17 protein-coding genes are annotated in these 20812 nt (G+C 60.2%); 13 read left to right on the top strand and 4 right to left on the bottom strand.

The window, feature by feature from the left end:
- Positions 1–74 precede the first annotated feature (74 nt).
- Complete coding sequence (gene tcuA, locus QN085_RS11230; protein ID WP_023660552.1) at positions 75–1529, top strand: FAD-dependent tricarballylate dehydrogenase TcuA; 1455 nt, start codon at positions 75–77, stop codon at positions 1527–1529.
- Complete coding sequence (gene tcuB, locus QN085_RS11235) at positions 1510–2691, top strand: tricarballylate utilization 4Fe-4S protein TcuB (RefSeq protein WP_023660553.1); 1182 nt, start codon at positions 1510–1512, stop codon at positions 2689–2691. Before tcuA ends, tcuB begins: the two co-directional genes overlap by 20 nt.
- 60 nt (positions 2692–2751) lie before the next feature.
- On the opposite strand, the gene QN085_RS11240 is transcribed toward tcuB, so the two are convergent.
- Positions 2752–3645, bottom strand: a complete 894-nt coding sequence (locus QN085_RS11240) for a LysR family transcriptional regulator (protein ID WP_013972231.1) — start codon at positions 3643–3645, stop codon at positions 2752–2754.
- Positions 3646–3792: 147 nt separating this feature from the next.
- Between QN085_RS11240 and QN085_RS11245 the strand changes: the two genes are divergently transcribed.
- The 4 genes from QN085_RS11245 to QN085_RS11260 all read left to right on the top strand — a co-directional run bounded on the left by QN085_RS11245 (position 3793) and on the right by QN085_RS11260 (position 8999).
- Positions 3793–4872: a 4-oxalomesaconate tautomerase gene (locus QN085_RS11245; protein WP_015270082.1), complete on the top strand. Its 1080-nt coding sequence runs from the start codon at positions 3793–3795 to the stop codon at positions 4870–4872.
- Between the two features lie 73 nt (positions 4873–4945).
- Positions 4946–6259: a C4-dicarboxylate transporter DctA gene (gene dctA / locus QN085_RS11250; protein ID WP_003256769.1), complete on the top strand. Its 1314-nt coding sequence runs from the start codon at positions 4946–4948 to the stop codon at positions 6257–6259.
- Positions 6260–6382: 123 nt separating this feature from the next.
- Complete coding sequence (locus QN085_RS11255) at positions 6383–7687, top strand: CitMHS family transporter (protein WP_013972233.1); 1305 nt, start codon at positions 6383–6385, stop codon at positions 7685–7687.
- Positions 7688–7745: 58 nt separating this feature from the next.
- Positions 7746–8999, top strand: a complete 1254-nt coding sequence (locus QN085_RS11260) for an OprD family porin (RefSeq protein ID WP_015270083.1) — start codon at positions 7746–7748, stop codon at positions 8997–8999.
- Positions 9000–9047: 48 nt separating this feature from the next.
- Here QN085_RS11260 and QN085_RS11265 read toward each other — a convergent pair whose 3' ends face one another.
- The 3 genes from QN085_RS11265 to QN085_RS11275 all read right to left on the bottom strand — a co-directional run bounded on the left by QN085_RS11265 (position 9048) and on the right by QN085_RS11275 (position 12744).
- Positions 9048–9947: a DMT family transporter gene (locus QN085_RS11265; protein WP_023660554.1), complete on the bottom strand. Its 900-nt coding sequence runs from the start codon at positions 9945–9947 to the stop codon at positions 9048–9050.
- A gap of 24 nt (positions 9948–9971) precedes the next feature.
- Positions 9972–11483, bottom strand: coding sequence for a sensor domain-containing diguanylate cyclase (locus QN085_RS11270; protein ID WP_023660555.1), 1512 nt, complete (start codon positions 11481–11483; stop codon positions 9972–9974).
- 160 nt (positions 11484–11643) lie between these two features.
- A complete protein-coding gene (locus QN085_RS11275; protein ID WP_023660556.1) occupies positions 11644–12744 on the bottom strand; it encodes an SDR family oxidoreductase in 1101 nt (366 codons plus the stop codon).
- 73 nt (positions 12745–12817) lie between these two features.
- Here QN085_RS11275 and QN085_RS11280 point away from each other — a divergent pair, with 73 nt between their 5' ends.
- From QN085_RS11280 to QN085_RS11310, 7 genes are all read left to right on the top strand, one after another.
- Positions 12818–13204: a MerR family transcriptional regulator gene (locus tag QN085_RS11280; RefSeq protein ID WP_023660557.1), complete on the top strand. Its 387-nt coding sequence runs from the start codon at positions 12818–12820 to the stop codon at positions 13202–13204.
- A gap of 93 nt (positions 13205–13297) precedes the next feature.
- Positions 13298–13822, top strand: a complete 525-nt coding sequence (locus QN085_RS11285) for an RNA polymerase sigma factor (protein ID WP_015270088.1) — start codon at positions 13298–13300, stop codon at positions 13820–13822.
- Positions 13819–14652: a FecR family protein gene (locus QN085_RS11290; protein ID WP_013972240.1), complete on the top strand. Its 834-nt coding sequence runs from the start codon at positions 13819–13821 to the stop codon at positions 14650–14652. Before QN085_RS11285 ends, QN085_RS11290 begins: the two co-directional genes overlap by 4 nt.
- A gap of 77 nt (positions 14653–14729) precedes the next feature.
- On the top strand, positions 14730–17168 hold the full coding sequence (locus tag QN085_RS11295; protein WP_031324216.1) for a TonB-dependent receptor: 2439 nt from the start codon (positions 14730–14732) through the stop codon (positions 17166–17168).
- Positions 17169–17259: 91 nt separating this feature from the next.
- Positions 17260–17769 carry a GNAT family N-acetyltransferase gene (locus QN085_RS11300; RefSeq protein ID WP_023660559.1) on the top strand — a complete coding sequence of 170 codons (510 nt, stop codon included), beginning with the start codon at positions 17260–17262 and terminating at the stop codon, positions 17767–17769.
- A gap of 241 nt (positions 17770–18010) precedes the next feature.
- Positions 18011–19708 carry a 2-isopropylmalate synthase gene (gene leuA, locus QN085_RS11305; protein ID WP_023660560.1) on the top strand — a complete coding sequence of 566 codons (1698 nt, stop codon included), beginning with the start codon at positions 18011–18013 and terminating at the stop codon, positions 19706–19708.
- A 293-nt stretch (positions 19709–20001) separates the two neighbouring features.
- A complete protein-coding gene (locus QN085_RS11310; RefSeq protein WP_023660562.1) occupies positions 20002–20718 on the top strand; it encodes an SDR family NAD(P)-dependent oxidoreductase in 717 nt (238 codons plus the stop codon).
- The last annotated feature ends 94 nt before the right edge of the window (positions 20719–20812 follow it).

Raw genomic sequence — 20812 nt, forward strand, 5'->3', positions numbered from 1 at the left:
TCTGCGGGCGCTCATTAAAGTCCCCGGTCACGAGGAGCAGCCGAACATTCGGCTCTTCGTGATCTGGAGGCGAAATGATCGATGTGCTAGTCATCGGAGGGGGCAATGCCGCCCTCTGTGCCGCGCTGATGGCGCGAGAGGCCGGAGCCAGCGTGCTGCTGCTCGAGGCCGCACCCCGCGCCTGGCGTGGTGGCAACTCACAACACACGCGCAACTTGAGGTGCATGCATGATGCACCGCAGGATGTGCTGGTCGAGGCATACCCGGAAGAAGAATTCTGGCAGGACCTGCTGAAGGTTACCGGTGGCCAGACCGACGAAAAGCTTGCGCGGCTGGTGATTCGCGCGTCCTCCAGTTGTCGCGGGTGGATGCGCCGCCATGGCGTGCATTTTCAGCCCTCATTGTCCGGTGCGCTGCACACAGCAAGGACCAACGCCTTCTTCATGGGCGGTGGCAAGGCACTGGTCAATGCCTACTTTCGCAGCGCCGAAAACCTTGGCGTACAGATACGCTACGACACGCCAGTAGCCGACATCGAACTGCAGGGCGGACGCTTCGTCGCGGCCCATGTGCCGGCGCGTGAGGTTCAGGGGCGACACCTGCCTGCCGAGCGCATCGAGGCGCGTACCTGTGTGCTTGCCGCCGGCGGCTTCGAGTCCAACCGTGAGTGGTTGCGCGAGGCGTGGGGGCAGAACGAGCGAGGGGAGTGGCCTTCGGACAATTTCCTGATCCGTGGCACGCGCTTCAATGACGGGGTGCTGTTGCGCCGCATGATCGAACAGGGCGCCGACACGATTGGCGACCCGACCCAGGCGCACATGGTGGCGATCGATGCTCGTGCGCCGTTGTACGACGGCGGCATTTGCACGCGCATCGATTGTGTGTCGCTGGGCGTGGTGGTCAACCGCGATGGCCAGCGCTTCTACGATGAAGGCGAGGATTTCTGGCCCAAGCGCTATGCCATCTGGGGGCGCCTGGTGGCGCATCAGCCTGGGCAGGTGGGGTTCTCTATCATCGACCAGAAAGCCCTCGGGCGCTTCATGCCACCGGTTTTTCCAGGCGCCACTGCCGATAGCCTGGAGGCGTTGGCCGGCCTGCTCGGTTTGCCTGTGCAGGCCTTCCTCGAAACCGTGCATGCCTACAACCGAGCCTGCCAGGTGGGCACTTTCGACCACACCCGGCTGGACGACTGCCACACCGCAGGCCTGGAACCGGCGAAAAGCCACTGGGCGCGCCCGATCGATACGCCGCCTTACTACGGCTACCCGCTGCGCCCTGGCGTGACTTTCACCTACCTGGGGCTGCGCACCGATGAAACCGCCGCCGTCCATTTCGACGGGCGTCCCAGCCCGAACCTGTTCGTTGCCGGCGAAATGATGGCGGGCAATGTACTGGGCAAGGGCTACACCGCAGGCGTCGGCATGTCCATTGGCACCGCCTTCGGCCGTATCGCCGGGACCAGCGCTGCTGCGGCGGCGGGTTACGAACATCCAGAAAAAGAGAAGAGCCATGACTGCGCAACTGCCTGAGCCACGCCAGCCTGACACCGCCGGGCCGGCCCTCGAACTGATCCCGGTGTTGAATGTCGAGGAGCAGGAAGTGGACCGGCAAATGCGGATCTGCAATGCCTGCCGTTACTGCGAGGGCTTTTGCGCCGTTTTCCCGGCGATGACCCGCAGGCTGGAGTTCGGCAAGGCCGATATCCATTACCTGGCTAACCTGTGCCACAACTGCGGCGCCTGCCTGCATGCCTGCCAGTACGCGCAGCCCCACGAATTCGCGGTGAACGTGCCCCAGGCGATGGCCAAGGTGCGCGGGCAGACATACGCCGAGTACGCCTGGCCGGCCCTCTTCGGGCGGCTGTACAGGCACAACGGTACCTATGTCGCCAGTGCATTGGCCGTAGCCTTGTCGCTGTTCCTGCTGCTGACCTTGTTCGTCAACGGCACGCTGCTGCCCGGGCGGTTGGCTGGGAATTTCTATGCGGTCTTCCCGCACAACACCCTGGCACTGATGTTCGGTAGCGTCTTTGCAGCTGCAGCGCTGGCCCTGGCGGTGGCGGTACGTCGCTTCTGGCGCTCGGTCTCGCCTGCCGAGGCGCTGGCGCAACCGGCCAAAGGGGCAGTGCTTGAGGCATCAAGCGCGGTGTTGACCCTGAAATACCTCGACGGTGGGCACGGCCAAGGTTGCAACAATGCCGATGATCGCTACACGCTTTGGCGCCGTCGCTTCCATCACTTCACCTTCTACGGCTTCATGCTGTGCTTTGCCGCCACGGTGGTCGCCACCGGTTATCACTACCTGCTGGGCCAGCAGGCGCCGTACCCGCTGCTGAGTGCACCGGTGTTGCTCGGAACCCTGGGCGGAATTGGCTTGATTGTCGGGCCGGCCGGGTTGCTGGCGCTGAACCTGCGCAGGGCGCCGGAGCAGGGCGATGTGGCCCAGCGCCCCATGGACCGGGCCTTCATTCTGCTTCTGCTGTTGGTCAGCGCCACAGGCCTCGCCTTGTTGGGCCTGCGTGATACCGCCGCGATGGCGATCGTGCTGGCGCTTCACCTGGGGACGGTGATGGCGCTGTTCATCACGCTGCCCTATGGCAAGTTTGCCCATGGCCTGTTCCGCAGCGCGGCACTGCTCAAGTTTGCAATCGAGAAGCGCCGGCCCAACAAGCTGGGCCTGGGCGGGGAGTGAATCATGAACTCAGTCCGTATTTCCCCTGCGCCGTGCCGAGCCGGAAGCAAGGCATTTCGTTCAACGGTTGGGCCACTTGTCCAGCAGGATCGACACGAACTTCTCCGCTGCCGGCGACAGCGACGCCCCTCTGCGGTAGACCAACCCCAGGGTGCGGGTTACCTGGGGCTCGATCAGCGGCACGCTGACCAGCGTCGGGTGGTCGGCGCTGGGCATGGCCAGGCTGGGCATGGCCGACACGCCCAGCCCGGCCTCGACCATGCCCAGCGAAGTGGACAGGTGCTGAACCTCATAGAACCACTTGGGCCGCAGGTTGAGCCCGGACAGGGCATGGTCCAGCAGCATCCGGTTACCGCTAAGCCGGCCTACGCCGATCAGGCGGTAGTCGGCCAGTTCTGTCCAGGTGACGGCCTCACGGTTCGCCAGCTTGTGGTCCCTGCGGCAGGCCAGCACGAAGTGCTCCTGTACCAAGGAGACGAACTCGATGTCCGGGTGCTGGCCACTCATCATGTTGATGCCGAAATCGGCTTCACCCCGCAGCACGGCTTCGAGCCCGTCGTTGGCACTGAGGTCCAGCAGACGAATGCGAATCTTGGGGTATTGCTCGTTGTAGTCGCGGATCACCGATGGCAGGAAATAGAACGCTGCGGTCGGAATACAGGCGAGGGTTACCTGGCCGGTCTGTCGTTCTGCGAGTTCGCGAATGCTCAGGATCGAGTCTTCGAAGTCATCCAGCAGGCGCCTGGCCTTGGGCAGGAAGTCACGCCCGACGCTGGTCAGGCTGACCCGACGAGTAGTGCGTTCCAGCAACGAAGTGCCCAAGCCTTCCTCGAGCTTCTTGATCCGTCGGCTCAAGGCGGGCTGGGACAGGTGCAGCGCTTCTGCGGCTTCGTGGAAGCTGCCGAGTTCGGCGATTTTCACGAAAGATCGTATGTCTTGCAGCTCATATTCCATCTCGGATCGCTCTTGGCATTGGGTTCGGTATTGATGCTTAAATCGGAACAATAACTACGATATTTGCATTGGATTGATTTATCCATCCCTGTCAATCTTTTGTCCACAGCATCAATGATGTCCATTGATCAACAAGAGTGCGAAATCATGCAACGAATTCCTTGCGTACTCATGCGCGGTGGCACCTCCAAGGGCCCCTTTTTCCATGCATGGGACCTTCCTGCCAATGTGGTCGAACGCGACGAATTGCTGATCAACCTGATGGGTTCCGGGCATGAACTGGAAATCGACGGCATCGGTGGCGGTAGCCCGCAGACCAGCAAGGTAGCGATTGTCAGCCCCTCGCTGCATGCCGACGCCGACGTCGACTACCTGTTCGTGCAGGTCATGGTCGCCCAGCGCCGGGTCGATACCGCGCCCAACTGCGGCAACATGCTGTGCGCCGTTGGCCCGTTCGCCATTGAGCAAGGTCTTGTCAAAGGCCAGGACGGCAAGACGCTGGTGCGTATTCGCAACCTCAACACCGGCACTTTCGTCAATTCGCTGGTGGAAACCCCCGGCGGCATCGTGCGCTATGAAGGCCGCACGGCGATCGATGGCGTACCGGGCACTGCCGCCCCGGTACACCTGACCTTCCTCGATGCGGTCGGCAGCAAGACCGGCAAACTGTTCCCGACTGGCAAGGCCAAGGATGTGATTGACGGCGTTGCAGTCACCTGCATCGACATGGCCATGCCGATGATGGTGGTGGAAGCCAGCCAGCTGGGCGTCACCGGCTCGGAATCCCCGGCCGAACTCGACGCCAACGGCGAACTGCTCGAGCGCCTCGAGGCGTTGCGCCTGAAGGCCGGCAAGGCCATGGGCCTGGGTGATGTCAGCGGCATGGTCATCCCCAAGCCTGTGCTGGTGTCCAAGCCCCGTTATGACGGCACGTTGCAGGTTCGCTACTTCATGCCGCACAACTGCCACCGCGCCTTGGCCATCACCGGAGCGATAGGGCTGGCGACTGCCTGCGTCAGCCCAGGTACGGTGATCGGCGATCTGCTGGGCGAGGGCGCCGTGCAGTTGACCGAAGTGCGTCTGGAACATCCAAGTGGCGGTATCGATGTCGCGCTGTCGCGCAGTGGCGCAGATGGCAAGACGATTCAGGCCTCTGTGGTGCGAACTGCCCGGCGGTTGTTCTCAGGCTTCGTTTACGCGCCTACATTCCGCAGGTTGGCGGGGTAGGCCCAGGCGGTAGTCCAGACCTGTACATTCGCAACAAGCGCATCCGCACAATTTCAACAATGGGTGATGCCTCATGAGACTCGCCAAATCGCTGTACTTCCAGATCCTCTGCGCCGTCCTGCTGGGCGTGGTGGTCGGTCACTTCTGGGCGCAACAGGCCGTTGCGCTCAAGCCTCTGGGTGATGCGTTCATCAAGCTGATCAAGATGATGATCGCGCCGGTGGTCTTCTGCACCATCGTCACCGGTATCGCCGGGATGACCGACAAGCGCTCCCTCGGGCGTTTGATGAGCAAGACCTTGCTGCTGTTTCTGGTATTGACTGTCATCAGCCTGATGATCGGCCTGGCAGCGGTATACCTGTTCCGCCCTGGTGTCGGCATGAACATCGACCCTGCCACTCTCAGCACTGCGGGGCTCGGCCAGTACGCCGCATCTGCGGCGAAGCTCAGCGTGGTCGACTTCTTCATGCATATCATTCCCGACACGTTCATCGGGGCGTTCAACAAGGGTGAAGTGTTGCCAGTGCTGTTCATCGCGGTGCTCAGCGGCTTCGCCTTGTCTTCGATGGGCGAGAAGGGCAAGCCGGTACTCGATGTGCTGGAGTCTGCTTCGACCATGGTGTTTCGCATCTTTGGCTACCTGATGCGTTTCGCACCGGTCGGCGCCTTCGGTGCCCTGGCCTTCACCGTCGGGCAGTATGGCGTGACGTCCCTGGGTGCACTGGCCAAGCTGGTCGGTACGCTCTACATCGCCTGTGCGTTTTTCGTGCTGGTGGTGCTTGGCGGCATCTGCCGTGCCCATGGCTTCAGCTTGTGGAAGCTGCTGCGCTATTTCCGCGAGGAGTTTCTGGTGGTGCTCGGCACCTCGTCCACCGAGCCTGTACTGCCGCGCATGCTGGAAAAGCTGGAGAAACTGGGCTGCAAGAAAGGTGTGGTCGGGCTGGTACTGCCAACCGGTTACTCCTTCAACCTCGACGGTACTGCCATCTACCTGTCGTTGGCGGCGGTCTTCATCGCTCAAGCTTGCAACATCGACCTGAGCCTTGGCCAGACGGTGACGATGCTGGCAATCATGCTGTTGTCGTCAAAAGGCGCGGCGGGTGTGACCGGTAGTGGTTTCGTTGCGCTGGCTTCGACCTTGACCGTCATTCACGACATCCCGTTGGCAGGGCTTGCCTTGCTGATCGGCATCGATCGCTTCATGTCCGAGGCGCGTGCCCTGACCAGCCTGGCCAGCAATGCCGTGGCCACGGTGGTCATCTCGCTGTCGGAGAATGCCTGTGAGCGGGAAACCTTGCTGCGCCGCCTGAACGGCATTCCGGCTGCACCGGACGAGGCGGATATTGCGCAGGCCGACTGGTCTGCCGAGCCTCGGCATCACGGCTGAAAAGCCTCTTCACCTTCCATAGTTGACTTAGAATCCCACTCAGCATCCCTGCGATGCCGAGTGGGGTAGGGGGCCGTCTGCCTTGCCGATGGCCGCAATAGAATAAAAACAAGAGAAAAGACCATGCTCGCACTCCTGGGCCTGATCATGGTGGTGACCTTCACCTACCTGATCATGAGCAAACGCCTGTCGCCAATCGTTGCGCTCACCGTGGTACCCATTGTCTTTGCAGTGATCGGCGGCTTCGCCCCCGAGCTGGGCAAGATGATGCTCGATGGCTTGAAAATGGTGGCGCCCTCGGCGGCCCTGTTGTTGTTCGCCATCCTGTTCTTCGGCCTGATGATCGATGCCGGCCTGTTCGACCCGCTGATCCGCAAGATCCTCAAGCGCGTCAATGGCGACCCGGTCAAGATCGCCATCGGTACCGCGCTGCTGTCGCTGCTGGTGGCGCTCGACGGTGACGGCACCACCACCTACATGATCACCTGCGCGGCCATGCTGCCGCTGTACAAGCGCATCGGCATGAACCCGATGATCCTGGCCACGGTATCCATGCTGTCGCTGAGCATCATGAGTGGCATGAGCCCTTGGGGTGGGCCGGCCACCCGGGCCATTGCCGCGCTCGGGCTGGATGCGACCGAGTATTTCATCCCGATGCTGCCGACCGTGATCGGCGGTGCGGCCTGGGTAGTGTTCACCGCGTTCCTGCTGGGCCGCGCCGAGCGCCGACGCATCGGTAACATCGCCCTGGAGTCGGGTGGCGGCAACTGCTACATCAAGGAAATCCTCGGCGAGAGCCCACATAAGCGCCCACGCCTGGCGTATGTGAACCTGGTGCTGGTGATTGCCGTCATGGCAGCGCTGGTGATGGGCGTAATGCATTCCGCACTGTTGTTCATGATCGGTTTCGTCGCGGCGCTGATGATCAACTACCCGCAGCTGGATCTGCAGAAAGAGCGCATCCTCGCCCATTCTGGCAATGCCATGACAGTGGTACTGCTGGTATTCGCCGCAGGCATCTTCGCGGGGATCTTCTCGGGTACCAAGATGGTCGATGCGCTGGCTCAGACCCTGGTCGACTGGATTCCCGAGGCGTGGAGCCACTGGTTCCCGCTGGTGGTGGCGCTGACCAGCATGCCGCTGACCTTCGTACTGTCCAACGACGCTTACTACTTTGGCGTGGTGCCGATCCTTGCCAACGCTGCGGCCGCCTACGGCATCGACCCGGTTGAAATCGCCCGCGCCTCGGTGCTGGGGCAGCCAGTGCACCTGATGAGCCCGCTGGTGGCCTCGACCTTGCTGCTGGTGGGCATGGTCGATCGCGACATCGGCGACTTCCAGAAGGCCACCGTGAAATGGGCGGTGCTGACATCACTGGTCATCACCGCACTGGCCTTGGTCACGGGTGCCTTGTCCTTCTTCGTCTGATCTGCTTCGGGCGCCGCTGGCGCCCACCTCATCCAAGAACAACAACAGAGTATCGAAAATGTCCCGAACTGTTTTCCGCCGGGCCACCTGTGGCCTGCTCTGCGGCTGGCTGCCTGTGGCCGGCGCTGCCGGATTCATCGACGACGGCAAGCTCAAGCTGCAGCTGCGCAACGTTTACTTCAACGAAAACTTCCGCGACGAACAAGGCATGAGCGCCCGCGCTGCTGCAACTGCAAAGAGCGAGCGGGTGGAATGGGCGCAGGGTTTTCTGCTCGACTACCAATCAGGGTTCACCCAAGGCCCGCTGGGCCTGGGGCTCGATGCCCTGGGGCTTGTAGGCGTACGGCTGGATTCGGGCCGCGGCCGCAGCGGTACCGGCTTGCTGCCGGTGCATGACGATGGCCGTGCCGCGGACGAGTTCGCCAGTGCCGGGGTAACCGCCAAAGCGCGACTGGGGCAGACCATCGTCAAGCATGGCACCTTGCTGCCCAAGACACCGGTGTTGGTGTACAACGATGCACGATTGTTGCCTCAGACCTACCAGGGTACGCAGCTGACCAGTACCGATGTCGATGGCCTGACCCTGACCGCCGGCCACCTGGACCGCTTCAAGCAGCGGGACTCCTCGGACAGCACCGGTCTGTTCCTGGATGGTTATGGTGGCGGCGAGTCTGGCGATTTCAACTTTGCCGGGGCCGACTATGCCGTCAGCAAGCAGCTGCGCCTGAGCTATTTCCACGGCCAGCTCGAACACTTCTATCGCCAGGACTATGCCGGCCTGGTACACGACCTGCCGTTGGGTGGAGGGGTGTTCACCACCGACTTGCGCTATTTCAAGAGCCGCGACAGCGGAGCCGCTCATGGCGGCCAGATCGACAATGACATGTTCAGCGGGCAGTTGTCCTATACCCACTCCGGGCACACTGTCGGTGCCGGTTACCAGGTGCTCGACGGCGAGGCAGGGCTGCCGTACATCAGCGGCGCGACGGTTTACTCGTTCAGTAACGTTGGCATAGGCAAGTTCATCGAGGAGGAAGAGAAAACCTGGATGGCGAGCTACGCCTACAACTTTGCAGCGGCCGGTGTGCCCGGGCTGACCTTCATGGCGCGTTACCTGAGCGGGGACAACGGTCGTTCCGGTGAAGCCGGGCTCAGCGAGTGGGAGCGTGATGTGGAGCTTGCCTACGTGGTGCAATCCGGGCCTGTGAAAGGTCTGGGTGTGAAGCTTCGCAACTACGTCTACCGCTCTGACTTTTCCCGAGGGCGCGACAGCAACCGGATCTACCTGACCTACGATATTGCGATCTGGTAATGCGGCCGTGCGAGCATGCATGCCTCGAGGTGCTTGCTCGCACGCGTTTCATGCTTTGGACGGCTGTGGCGCTTTCTTGCCAAGTCGGATCAGCTCATTGGAGAAGCACAGGCCGAAGAGAATCAGCCCGGCCCCCAGGTACAACGTGTCCCGCGGTACTTCATTGAGCACCACGAACGCCAGCAGTGCGGCAAACAGCGGCTCGGTCAGCTCCAGCGCCTGGACTTGCGAGGGTTTCAGGTACTCGATGGCCTTGGTGGTACAGAAGAAGCCGAGGATAGTCGGCAACGCAGCCAGCGCCAGCAATGCCAGGACCGCTCCCGGCGACAGTTCACCAATGATGAACCCATCGGTTGCAGCCGGCATCAGCAGGTAGAGGCTGCCGAAAAACAAGAGTTGCCGAGTGAAATGCAGCCCCCCGGAAACGCCCATGCGCTTCATGGCAACTGAAAATGCACCGTAGCCGCAGCCCCCAGTCGCAGCAAGCATTGCGCCTTGCAGCGTGAAGCCTTGGTCCAGGTCGGCTCCAAAAATCACGGCAATACCAGCTATGGTCAAACCGGCGCCTACTGTCGCATTGGCGGTGATTGGATCCTTGAGGACTATCCGTCCCAGTAATATCGAAGAAATGGAGGCGCTTGCCATCAGGATCACCACGACGCCTGCCGCGGCGTAATGGCTATAGGCCGAAGTCTCAAAGTGGAACAGCACAAAAATGCCGAGAAAGGCGCAAACGGCGGCATGGAACCATTTGGCCGTATGCAGTGGCCGCTTGAGGAACAGTAGCAGTGCTGACAGCAACAGGCAGCCGAGGACTGTTTTTATCAGGGCGATGCTGCTGGAGCTGAATCCACTGTTCATCAATACCTTGCTGAGTACACCGATCGTTGCATTCAGTGCAGCGGCGCAGAGTGCAAAGAGCAAGCCTTTGCTGAAATGAGATTGCATTTATACATTCCTTGTTATTTGGCTTTATGTCTTCGCCCGGTCGACATGGAGGCGATTGCGGCCGGCCTGCTTGGCGATATAGAGCGCCCGGTCGGCGCGCTCAATCAGTGATGGCGCGCTGTCCAGGGCCGTACCTTCGGAGCAGGCGATGCCGATACTGGCGGTTATGTGTCCGAATGGGCTGCCGTTGTGAGGGATGGCTTGCAAGGCCAGGCGCTCGAGCATCAGCCTGGCGACGACGGCCGCTCCATCGTTGTCGGTATCGGGCAGGATTACCGCCATTTCCTCACCCCCGTAGCGTGCCAGCAGGTCGCGAGGGCGGCGAATGCAGGAAGAGAGCAGGGAGGCTATCTGCTGCAGGCAGGCATCGCCCGCCGGATGCCCGTAGGTGTCGTTGTAGGGTTTGAAATGATCGATGTCGATCATCAGCAAAGCCAGCGTGGTGCCATTGCGATGGGCCGTGCGGATTTCCTGAGTCAGCGCTTCGTCAAAGCAGCGCCGGTTGGCAAGCCCCGTGAGCGCATCGTGCATCGCCAGGCTCTCGAGCTGCTGGTTGCTGTCGAGTAGCCGTTGCTGGGTCAGTCGAAGCTCGCTTTCGACCGCATTTCGCCGGCTCATGGCGCGAATCAACAGCCAGCCAATGGCCCCGGTCAGTGCCAGCAGCACAGCGACCACCAGCGTTGACAGCAGCGCCTCGAGCCGCCAGGCCGAGAGTGCCTCCTGCTTGCCCAGCGCGACCGTTGTCACCAAAGGTAGCTTGTCGCTCTTGCGAAACGCATAGAGGCGCTCCACGCCGTCCAGGCTGGAGGTGAACGATGCAGTGCCTGCTGACTGGTCGACGAGATACTTGGTAAAGATGGGCGACTTCGAAAAGTTGCGCCCCATGTCCTGTTCCCGAAACGGGTAGCGCACCAGCATGGAACCGTCGGTATAGGCCAGCCCGATGGCACCCTCATGGCCGACATCGAGTTTGCCGAATAGCTGCAGGAAGTTCTCCACGCCAAGCGTCATGGCGACAACGCCGGCGAATTCGCCATGGTCATCGTTGAACCGCCGGCTGATGGTGATCACCCATTCCTGGTTGACGCGGCTACGGATTGGCAGGCCGATGAAAGGGTCGCGGGACGGGTCGTCACGATGGTGTATGAAAAAGGCGCGGTCGCTGCTGTTGGCACCGACGGGGGTCGGCTGGTTGGACGACATCAGCCAGCGTCCGTCCCTGGCGTAGATCATGATACCGCTCATTGGCGGCATCAATGGTTGCTGGCGCTTGACCAGTTGATCCAGCCGCTCGATCTGCGCAGGTCCCGAGCCCTCGGTTTCCAGGCGCTCGACCAGCCCGAGCAGCAGCATTGAGCTCTGACGGACAATACCTTCCGAATAGGTGGACAATGCCTGGGTCAGGTTAAGGCCATGGACATTGATGTCTTCCAGGGCACGCTCGCGAGAAGCCATGACCTTCCACAGCGTTAGCGAGGCGAGAGAACAACCGATGACCGATAGCAGTAGCACAACGAGGTGGATGTCACGCTTCACGTCAATTCACACGCCTTTTTCCCTAAAGACCAAGTTGAGCGTCGACACGCTTTAGCTAACCGGACGGTCAGAAAGTAACCAATCGGTTCATGTGCAACAATATAACACCGAAGTTGCTGGAATGTTCGACAGAATCACGCGTTCTGTCAGAACCCGTTTGTTATCTTCCGGCAGGATATGCAGAAGTATGAACATGACGATTGGGCAAGTAGCCCTCAACGTAGCGCACCGTCTTTTCCAAAGTTCGCGTCATGTCGGGATGGGCCAACTGATACTTTCGTTCCAGTTGCTGGCTGTCGTTCATGTCGAACCGCTGCGTCTGGATGAAGTTCAGTGACTCCGCGCTGATCGATAATCGGTTGGCCAGTCCTGGAATCGCCAACAGCCACTTCAGCAACCCTATGGGTACATGGCGGCGGGGGGGCTCTATATCCAGCGTTTGTGCCATTTGCTCAAGCATACCCTGCAGGTTCGGCGTGTACTCATACAGCGCCAGGACCTGCCGGTTGACCATTGATGGGTCGAACGCCACGCACGTCATCATCTTTACCAGGTAATCAACGCTGACCAGCGGCAACCAGTGCCTGGCGGAACCGGGGACAGCCTTGAACCGGCCCAGTGCCAGGTTTCTGATGAGGTCCACCAGAGGTTGACCTTCAGGGATATGCCCACTCTCGCTGTGACCACATACCGTAGCAGGATGAACGATCGAGTAATCTGCGCCTACCTCCTGCATGTAACGGATGACTGCGAAATGGGACTCCAGCTTGCTGCCTTCGTAGCCCCCGACACGGCCATATACTGCAGGCCAATTGGTGTTTTCAGGGTGCGCGTTATCAACCCCGATACTTGCAAGATGGGTAAGGTTCTGCAGCATATAACCGCCAGCCATTAGCAAGCGGATACGCTGGCTCGCCGCAAGCCTGGCGACCCTCAGCGCCCCTTGTACGTTGACTGCGCGGGCCTGTTCCATTGTAAGGCCCCAGGTAAACTGCGCCGCGAGGTGAAAGACCACCGCGGCCGAAGTTACGCATTGCCTGTCTGCTTCGCTGAGTCCAAGCCCATCCCTGCTGATGTCTCCTTCAACTGCGTTTAAATAGGCGGGATTACCTCCCAGCTGGCCTACCTGCTCTTTGAGGCGTTCGATGTTTGCAGGGTTGCGCATGAGCACCCAGGTCTTGTGCCCTGTCGCGGTAAGATGGGCCAGCAGATGTTGACCCACAAACCCACTGCCGCCAGTGACGAAGCATTCCACGCTCATATCTGAATCCTTGTCTGGATGATCGGCGCAGGCTAAGGTGTAGAGCCTACTCTACAGTCAAGGAATTTTTATCGTGAATGTCGGAGAGTTGGAGCGCCGGAGTGGGGTGGGCCGCCATACATTGCGTTATTACGAGCAACTCGGGCTTATCGTGGCCCATCGCCAAGCCAACAATTACCGCAGCTACAGCGACCAGACCGTTGTTGACCTGGCCTTTATTCAAAGTGCCCAGAGTGGCGGTTTTTCGCTCGCCGAGATTGGCGACATCCTTGCGGCCAAGCGCGGTAACACGATCGATTGCGCCCAAGGCGCGATGTTGGTAGCCGGCAAGATGGCCGAAATTCAAGCGAAGATCAACACGCTGCAAGCCGCCTATGTGTTTCTGGATGCGGAGCGTGCAAAGCTGGAAGCCAGTGCCATTGCCAACGGTCTGACCATTCCTCGCCCTCTCTCGGTTTAGCATGGCTCGATGCAGTAGCTTGTTTATTCGCAATTATTTCTCATTTACACTTGTGTCTTGTTTTCGAGGCCTACCTCTTATCCAGGATGCATCGTGTCGTTCGATCCCGCCAAACCGTCGCTGCTGTCTACATTGGTCCGTCACTATGACGAGCTGGTGGACCACATTCGCCGACGCTTCGGCGACAGAAGCGTGGCGCGCGATGTAGTGCATGACGTGTGTGTGCAGTTGCTTGAGCGCGGTGAGAAAGAAGACGTCAGAACCCCACTGGCCCTGCTACGAAAAATCTCCCACGACACCGCCGTGAGCCGCTATCGTAGCGATCGCCGCCGAGGCGCCTGGGTAGAGGCAATTTCCGAGCTGCCAGAGGTGGCCTGCCCGGCAGCCACCCCGGTGACCAGGTATGACAGCGCGCGCGAGTTTCAACTGCTCGTCAACGCTATCGCTGATCTCCCACCACGCTGCCAGGCTGTTTTCGTCATGCACAAGATTCACGAAATCCCCCAGGCAGAAGTCGCTGCGCGCCTCGGTATTTCCCTCAAGACTGTGGAAAAGCATCTGCGCCTGGGGTTGGCGGCGTGCAGGCAACGGCTTGGGCGCGATGAGGTGCATCCATGACCAAGCAGCCCGAACAGGTGCCATTGGACGAGGCACTGGGGCGACATCGTGAAGAGCTCAAGCAGCTGTTCCCCATGCCGCCGTCCAGGTCAGCGCCCTCCAAAGCGGTGAAGTCGGCCGGTATCACACTAGCGGTTGCGATCGCCTTTGCGGCCCTGGCGTGGCTGAACCCAGCCTACAAGAGCGAGCGTTTCTCTACCGCCATTGGTGAGCGGCGCGCTGTGCTGCTGAGCGATGGAAGCAAGCTGCTGCTCGACAGTGGCACGCATGTCGATATCAGTTGGCGTCTGCTCAGCCGCGAAGTCGACCTGCGCGCAGGGCAGGTGCTTTTCGATGTGTCCTCGGCCGTGTACCGCCCCTTCGTAGTGTCCGCTGGCATCGCGAAAGTCGAGGTGCTCGGTACGCTGTTCAATGTCCGCCGGCTGGATAACGACGCGGTGCGTGTGACCCTGGCCCGTGGGCGCGTGGACGTCACCGCTGCTGCAGCACAGGCGCCTGTCACCCTGACGCCAGGGCAACAGGTCGACTCGATTGGCGGGCAACTGATGCCGGTTGCAAAGGCTGACGCCTCCAAGGCGATGGCATGGAAAGATGATCGCATCGTGTTCGAGCAGACGCCGCTGGATGAAGCGGTGTCGTTGTTGCGCCACTATCGCAAGGCCCCCATCGAGCTGAGCGACCCAAGCCTGGCCGCACTCAAGGTGACGGGGGTGTTCGAAGCGCGCAATGTCGACCTGCTACTGGATCTGCTCCCCAGCATTCTGCCTGTCGCCGTGCTGCAGGTAGGGGACGGCAGTGTCCGGATTCAACGCAAACCGACAAGAAAATAATTCTCAGGCGCAGGTAGGGTTTCTCGATCCCCATGGCGGCTACTGAAAAAGCCCAACCACAAAAAGGAACTCGAGAAGTGCATTTTCCCCTCCGCAGTCGCCAGCTACGCCTGTCATTGCTTGCCAGTAGCCTGCTCATCGCAATGTCGGCCCAGGGCCGGGAAAAGGTGAACGTGGATCTCCCCGCCGCACCGCTGGGCGATGCCATCAACGCACTCGCACAGCAATCTTCGGTACAGATCATCTTCGCCAGCGATCTTGGTGCAGGCCGAAACGCGCCTGCGGTGAAGGGGCGGTTCACACCCGAGGAAGCACTTCAAACACTGCTCAAGGACAGTGGCTTGCAGGTACAGGCCAAGGATGAGCGCACGTTCGTCATCGTCGCGCAGGGTGCCCCTGCATCAAGTGCTGGAATCCAGAGCGGACCCGTGGAAATGGCGCAGATGGAAATCACCGCCTCGCGCACCAGCAGCAGCCTGGTTTCCGCAACGCGGCAATCCACCATTCTCGAGCATGAACAACTGCAGGAGCTGCGTCAGGGGTCAGAGAGCCTGGCTACGGTACTGGCCAAGGCGGTTCCCGGCATGTCCGACTCCAGCCGCACCGTCACCGAGTATGGCCAGACCCTGCGCGGGCGCAGCATGCTGGTCATGGTCGACGGGGTGCCGCTCAATACCAACCGCGACTCCTCGCGCAACCTGGCCAACATCGACCCGGCACTGATCGAACGGGTCGAAGTCATTCGTGGCAGCAGCGCCATCTACGGCAGCGGCGCCACGGGGGGCATCATCTCCATTACCACACGGCCCGCGGGGGGTGAAAACCGCGCCGAAACCAGCCTGAGCGCGACCTCGCCGCTGACCCGCCTTGGCAGCGATGGCCTGGGGGGGCAGTTCCAGCAATATTTCGCGGGCTCTCAGGGTGCGGTGGACTACTCGTTCGACTTCGGTACCCGCCATATCGGTGCCTCGTACGATGCGCACGGTGACCGGATTGCCCCGGAGCCAAGCCAAGGCGACCTGTTCGATTCGAACATCTACAACATTGGCGGCAAGCTGGGGCTGCACATTGACGAGAACCAGCGAGTGCAGCTTGCAGTCAGCCACTACGATGCCCGCCAGGACACCGATTACGCTACCGACCCAAGCGTCGCGAAACTCCCTGCAGGCTCTGTGCCGGCCAATGCGATCAAGGGCCTGGATCTTGACGAGCAGAACCGCATTCGCAACACGCTGGTGAACCTGGAGTATGAAAATCTCGACATCCTCGGCAGCCGGCTTTCTGCCCAGATGTACTACCGGGACTACTTCACACGCTTCACCCCGTTCGATGCCCGTGCCGTTGCTACCCGCGGCGGCAATGTTGACCAGATCATGCAAAACAGCGAAGTCTTCGGAAGCCGCCTGACCCTGCGCACGCCGATTGGTGACAGCGGCAGTACCGAACTGGTGTGGGGTGGTGACTATAACCAGGAGCGCAGCGACATGCCGCTCGATGTCTTCGACCCGGCGGCTTATGACGCCAGTGGCGGCCTGGTTTTCGACAAGACTGGCAAGCTCACGTACATGCCCCCGCTGAGGACGCGAAGCGCCGGTGCCTTCGCCCAGCTGCAGCATCGCTTCGACGAGCATTGGTCGGTCGACGGCGGCCTGCGCTACGAATACTCCACCGCCGAATTCGATGACTTCGTTCCGTTGTCCGAATCCACGTCTGCCTCCCCGGTGGCGGTGAAGGGTGGCGACATTCATTACGATGCGGTGCTGTCGAACCTGGGCATCGTCTACTCGCCGGTACTTGGCCAGGAAATCTACGCCTCCTTCAGCCAGGGCTTCCAGTTGCCCGACGTGGGCATCCAGCTGCGCAATGCGCGCCGTGGCTTCGACATCGGCGCATCGAACCTGGAGCCGGTCAAGACCAACAACTATGAGCTTGGCTGGCGAGGAGACCTGGGCAGCAACACACTCGGCACCCTGGCACTGTTCTACACCACCTCCAAACTGGGGGATGTGCAAAGTTTCAACAATGGCCTGATTCTGACCCGCACCAAGGAGCGTATCTACGGTGCTGAAGCCAGTGCCGATTGGCTGTCGGACGATGCTGTGTGGGGCGCAGGGGGGAGTGCGACCTGGATGCGCGGACGAGAAAAACCGGACGGTAAAGACTGGCAAGACATGACCGGCTATCGCGTTCCGCCGCTGAAGCTGACCGCCTACGTGCAATACAAGCCGACCCTGGATTGGAGCAACCGCTTGCAAGCCACGTTCTTCGATGCCAAGGACTACAGGCTCGATGGGGTGGACAGCTTTGGTCGACATCAGGTTAGCAGTTATACGACAGTCGACCTGGTCAGCCAGTACCAGATCTCCGCAGACGACAAGGTGAGCGTCGGCATCCAGAACCTGTTCAACCGCGACTACTACCCGCTCTACAGCCAGTTGCTGCGCAATAACAACAACACCAGCCACTTGCCGGCCCCCGGCACGGTATTGACTGCCAGTTACACGCACAATTGGTAAGGTAGTGAAAAACCACCGGGCTCGATGTCGGCCCCGGTGGTCATTGTCATGTTTCACACCAATAGCTGGCCTGTAGGGTAGGGAGTCTACGATGGAACGGTCTTGCACCACTTATTATCTGGAAATGGTCTCGGCATCCGAGCTGAAGGAAAAACCACAGCCTCACGAACTCCAGATCATTGAATGTGAAGTGCCTCAGGCGGAATTCAATCGGTTTCTGTACAAGCTGGTAGGCACACCTTGGGAGTGGGGCGATCTTGACACCTGGGGGATTTCTGACTGGCAGGCACTCGTCGAACAGGATTGCCACCGTACCTGGGTTGCCTATTACCGTGGTGCGATAGCCGGCTATTACGAGCTCTATCGCCCCGATGGCAGTAACGCAGAGATACGCTACTTCGGGCTGGCACCTCAATTCCTGGGGTGTGGCTTCGGCGGAGCGCTCCTGAGTCACGCTGTTCGAGCAGCGTGGGAGTGGAGCGGTACAGAGCGGGTGTGGGTACATACCTGCACCTTCGACCATCCTGCCGCGCTTCTAAATTATCAGGCGCGAGGGTTCCGTATTTTCAAGCAGGAGCAGGTGGTGGAGGCAAGCCAATAAGCCCTTTGTCCTGGAGCCGCATTCGTCTTTGACAGATTTTGGATGTGGCTGACTATTTTAATTTTTCGATATAAAATTCCATTTTTACATTATTTATAGCAATAAATGTTCGCCAGTTGCCGAATTGGTGCTCAATAACGCAATCGAGGTAAGCCAGGTTCTGTGTAAATTGGATCCAATATTTTGGCTTGTCCATCACGGGCAAGTACAAGGTGTTACACAGGCCCAGGAGAAAGCCGCCATGATGCTCAAGGATCCATCAATCAAATATCGCCACTTCGCCACAGTCGACCTGCCAGACCGCCAGTGGCCCAATCAGGTCCAGAAGGTCGCTCCCACCTGGTGCAGCGTCGACATGCGGGACGGTAACCAGGCACTGATCGAGCCGATGAACGCCGAACGCAAGCGTCGATTCTTCGACCTTTTGGTGAAGGTCGGTTTCAAGCAGATCGAGGTTGGCTTCCCGGCAGCATCGCAAACCGATTTCGACTATGTGCGTGAATTGATCGAGAGCGGTCGGATCCCCGAAGATGTGACTATCCAGGTCATGACACAGGCCCGTACACACTTGATCGAGCGTACCTTCGAAGCGCTCAAGGGGGCGCCACGGGCCATCGTTCATGTGTACAACGCAACGGCTCCCGTATTTCGTGATGTGGTGTTCGGCGTGGATCGCACAGGTTGCATCGGCATCGCCACGCAGGCTACCCGGGAGATCAAGGCGCTGATGCAGGCCAATCCGCAGACGCAGTGGACTTACCAGTATTCACCAGAAACCTTCTGCTTCACCGAGCTCGATTTTGGCCTGGAAATTTGCGAAGCGGTGATCGACGTATTCGAACCGTCTCCCACCAACAAGATGATCCTGAACCTGCCTACCACCGTGGAAGTTTCGACCGCCAACGTGTTCGCCGACCAGATCGAATGGTTCTGCCGCCACGTACGCAAGCGCGATAGCGTGATCATCAGTATCCACCCGCACAATGACCGTGGCACAGGTGTGTCTACCGCCGAGCAGGCCTGCCTGGCAGGCGCCGAGCGGGTCGAGGGCACCTTGTTCGGCAATGGTGAGCGCACCGGTAATGTCGATATCCTGACCTTGGCCATGAACCTCTACACCAGTGGCATCAGCCCGGAACTGGATTTCTCTGACATCATCCATGTCCAGCGTGAGGTCGAGTTCTGCAACCAGTTGCCGACCCATCCACGCCATCCCTATGCGGGAGAGCTGGTGTTCACGGCATTTTCCGGCTCTCACCAGGACGCAATCAAGAAGGGCTTCGCCCAACGGCGGAAAAACCCCGACGGTTTCTGGGAGGTGCCGTACCTGCCGATCGACCCGGCCGACATGGGGCGCAGCTACGAGGCAGTCATCCGGGTCAACAGCCAGTCGGGCAAGGGTGGTGTGGCCTATCTCCTGGAGCAGCAGGGTATCGTCCTGCCGCGCCGGTTACAGATGGAGTTCAGCGGCCTGGTGCAGCAGGTCGCCGATAGTGAAGGGAGGGAGATCACCAGCGAAATGATCTTGTCGTGCTTCACCAGAAACTACCTGGAGCAGGGTAATCCCTACGCCTTGCTGCACCCCATGGTCACCACTGACGAAGCCTGCACTTACCTTGACGCTCAACTGCTGGTCGAGGGTGAACGCCTGGCGTTCGCTGGCAAGGGTAATGGCCCAGCGGCCGCACTGGTCCATGCGTTCGCCCAGCAGGGGCTGGTCTTCGATATTGCCGATTACCACGAGCACGCCGTGCGTGATGGTGCTGAGGCCGAAGCCATTGCCTACGTCGAAATACGTGTCAAGAACCAGTTGCTGTTTGGCGTGGGCAGGGACGGCAGCACACTCCAGGCATCACTCAAGGCTGTGGTGAGTGCTGTCTGCCGGGCCACGCGCCTGGGGCTGCTCGATACAGTGAAAAGCACGGTCGCCACGGCTTGAGGGATACTGGCTGGCGCTGCTCGGCGGTGTGGTGACCAATGCTGCTGCGGCCACGGCGAAAAAGGTGAAATGCCAGCTTTGTAACCCTGAACCGCTATTGACCTCGAGTTAACTCAAGGTTTTAGAGTGGCGGCACACTCGCTGCTTGCGCAAACGAACTCGCAAGCACCAGAAATGGACACTCCGACTTCACTGCTGGTTTTCCAGATTATCGGCTTCATCGCCTTGGGCCTGTCGAAGGCTATGACCGATCCAGTGAGGCCTGGAGCAGATCAGGGAAAGAGGAACAGCATGTGAAGACGATGATCGTAGGCGCCAGCAGAGGGCTGGGGCGGGCTTTGCTCGAAGGCCTCGGCAAGCCCGGGGACACGCTGATTGGCGTATCACGCAAACAGCCGAAAGATCTGGCCCTTGCGCCGGGCATCGACCTGTACTGGATCGATGCCGACCTTTCCAAGCCAGTGGCGGCTGTAGCACGGATCGCGGACCGAACACCTGCCGATCTGGACGTACTGATATACAACGTCGGCATCTGGGAAGAGCATGCCTTCAGCGAGCACTATGCATTCTCCGAAGACAGCGACGAATCGATCACCCGGCTGGTCGAGGTGAACGTCACCGCCACGCTGCTCCTTCTCAAACGCCTGATACCCAGATTGCTCGGTGCTCCCCGGCCGCAGTTGATCCTCACCGGCTCGACTTCGGCTCTTCGCCAGAGCGGGCGCCCGGAGGTAGCGTTCGGTGCCTCCAAGTTCGCCCTCAACGGCATGGCTGATGCGCTACGCGAAGGCTTCAGGGATGACAACCTGGCGGTGACCGTGCTTCAGCTGGGTTACCTGAATACCGATGACGCCCTGTCCACGCCATTGATGCAGGCTGCTGCGCGAGGTGAGCGGCGTTGGGTACCGGTACATGATGTGGTCACCATGGTCGATGCGTTGTTGCGCCTGTCAGGGGCTTCATTCGTACGGGAGTTGATCTTGCCCGCGATCGGGGATGAGCGCTTCTGACTCGCCCTGAGTCCGGATAGCAGCTGACGCGTACCAGGGCGCGACAGAATCGACATGCACGTGTTTCTGCTTCCTTGGCAGAAACGGTGTATCA

Source organism: Pseudomonas sp. M2(2023) (assembly GCF_030263955.1).
In the GTDB taxonomy this organism is placed as follows: Bacteria; Pseudomonadota; Gammaproteobacteria; order Pseudomonadales; family Pseudomonadaceae; genus Aquipseudomonas; species Aquipseudomonas asiatica.

Excerpts from the sequence above, each read along its gene's own strand:
- tcuA (WP_023660552.1), top strand. The coding sequence starts at position 75 with ATGATCGATGTGCTAGTCATCGGAGGGGGCAATGCCGCCCTCTGTGCC.
- tcuB (WP_023660553.1), top strand. The coding sequence starts at position 1,510 with ATGACTGCGCAACTGCCTGAGCCACGCCAGCCTGACACCGCCGGGCCG.
- QN085_RS11240 (WP_013972231.1), bottom strand. The coding sequence starts at position 3,645 with ATGGAATATGAGCTGCAAGACATACGATCTTTCGTGAAAATCGCCGAA.
- QN085_RS11245 (WP_015270082.1), top strand. The coding sequence starts at position 3,793 with ATGCAACGAATTCCTTGCGTACTCATGCGCGGTGGCACCTCCAAGGGC.
- dctA (WP_003256769.1), top strand. The coding sequence starts at position 4,946 with ATGAGACTCGCCAAATCGCTGTACTTCCAGATCCTCTGCGCCGTCCTG.
- QN085_RS11255 (WP_013972233.1), top strand. The coding sequence starts at position 6,383 with ATGCTCGCACTCCTGGGCCTGATCATGGTGGTGACCTTCACCTACCTG.
- QN085_RS11260 (WP_015270083.1), top strand. The coding sequence starts at position 7,746 with ATGTCCCGAACTGTTTTCCGCCGGGCCACCTGTGGCCTGCTCTGCGGC.
- QN085_RS11265 (WP_023660554.1), bottom strand. The coding sequence starts at position 9,947 with ATGCAATCTCATTTCAGCAAAGGCTTGCTCTTTGCACTCTGCGCCGCT.
- QN085_RS11275 (WP_023660556.1), bottom strand. The coding sequence starts at position 12,744 with ATGAGCGTGGAATGCTTCGTCACTGGCGGCAGTGGGTTTGTGGGTCAA.
- QN085_RS11290 (WP_013972240.1), top strand. The coding sequence starts at position 13,819 with ATGACCAAGCAGCCCGAACAGGTGCCATTGGACGAGGCACTGGGGCGA.
- QN085_RS11300 (WP_023660559.1), top strand. The coding sequence starts at position 17,260 with ATGGAACGGTCTTGCACCACTTATTATCTGGAAATGGTCTCGGCATCC.
- leuA (WP_023660560.1), top strand. The coding sequence starts at position 18,011 with ATGATGCTCAAGGATCCATCAATCAAATATCGCCACTTCGCCACAGTC.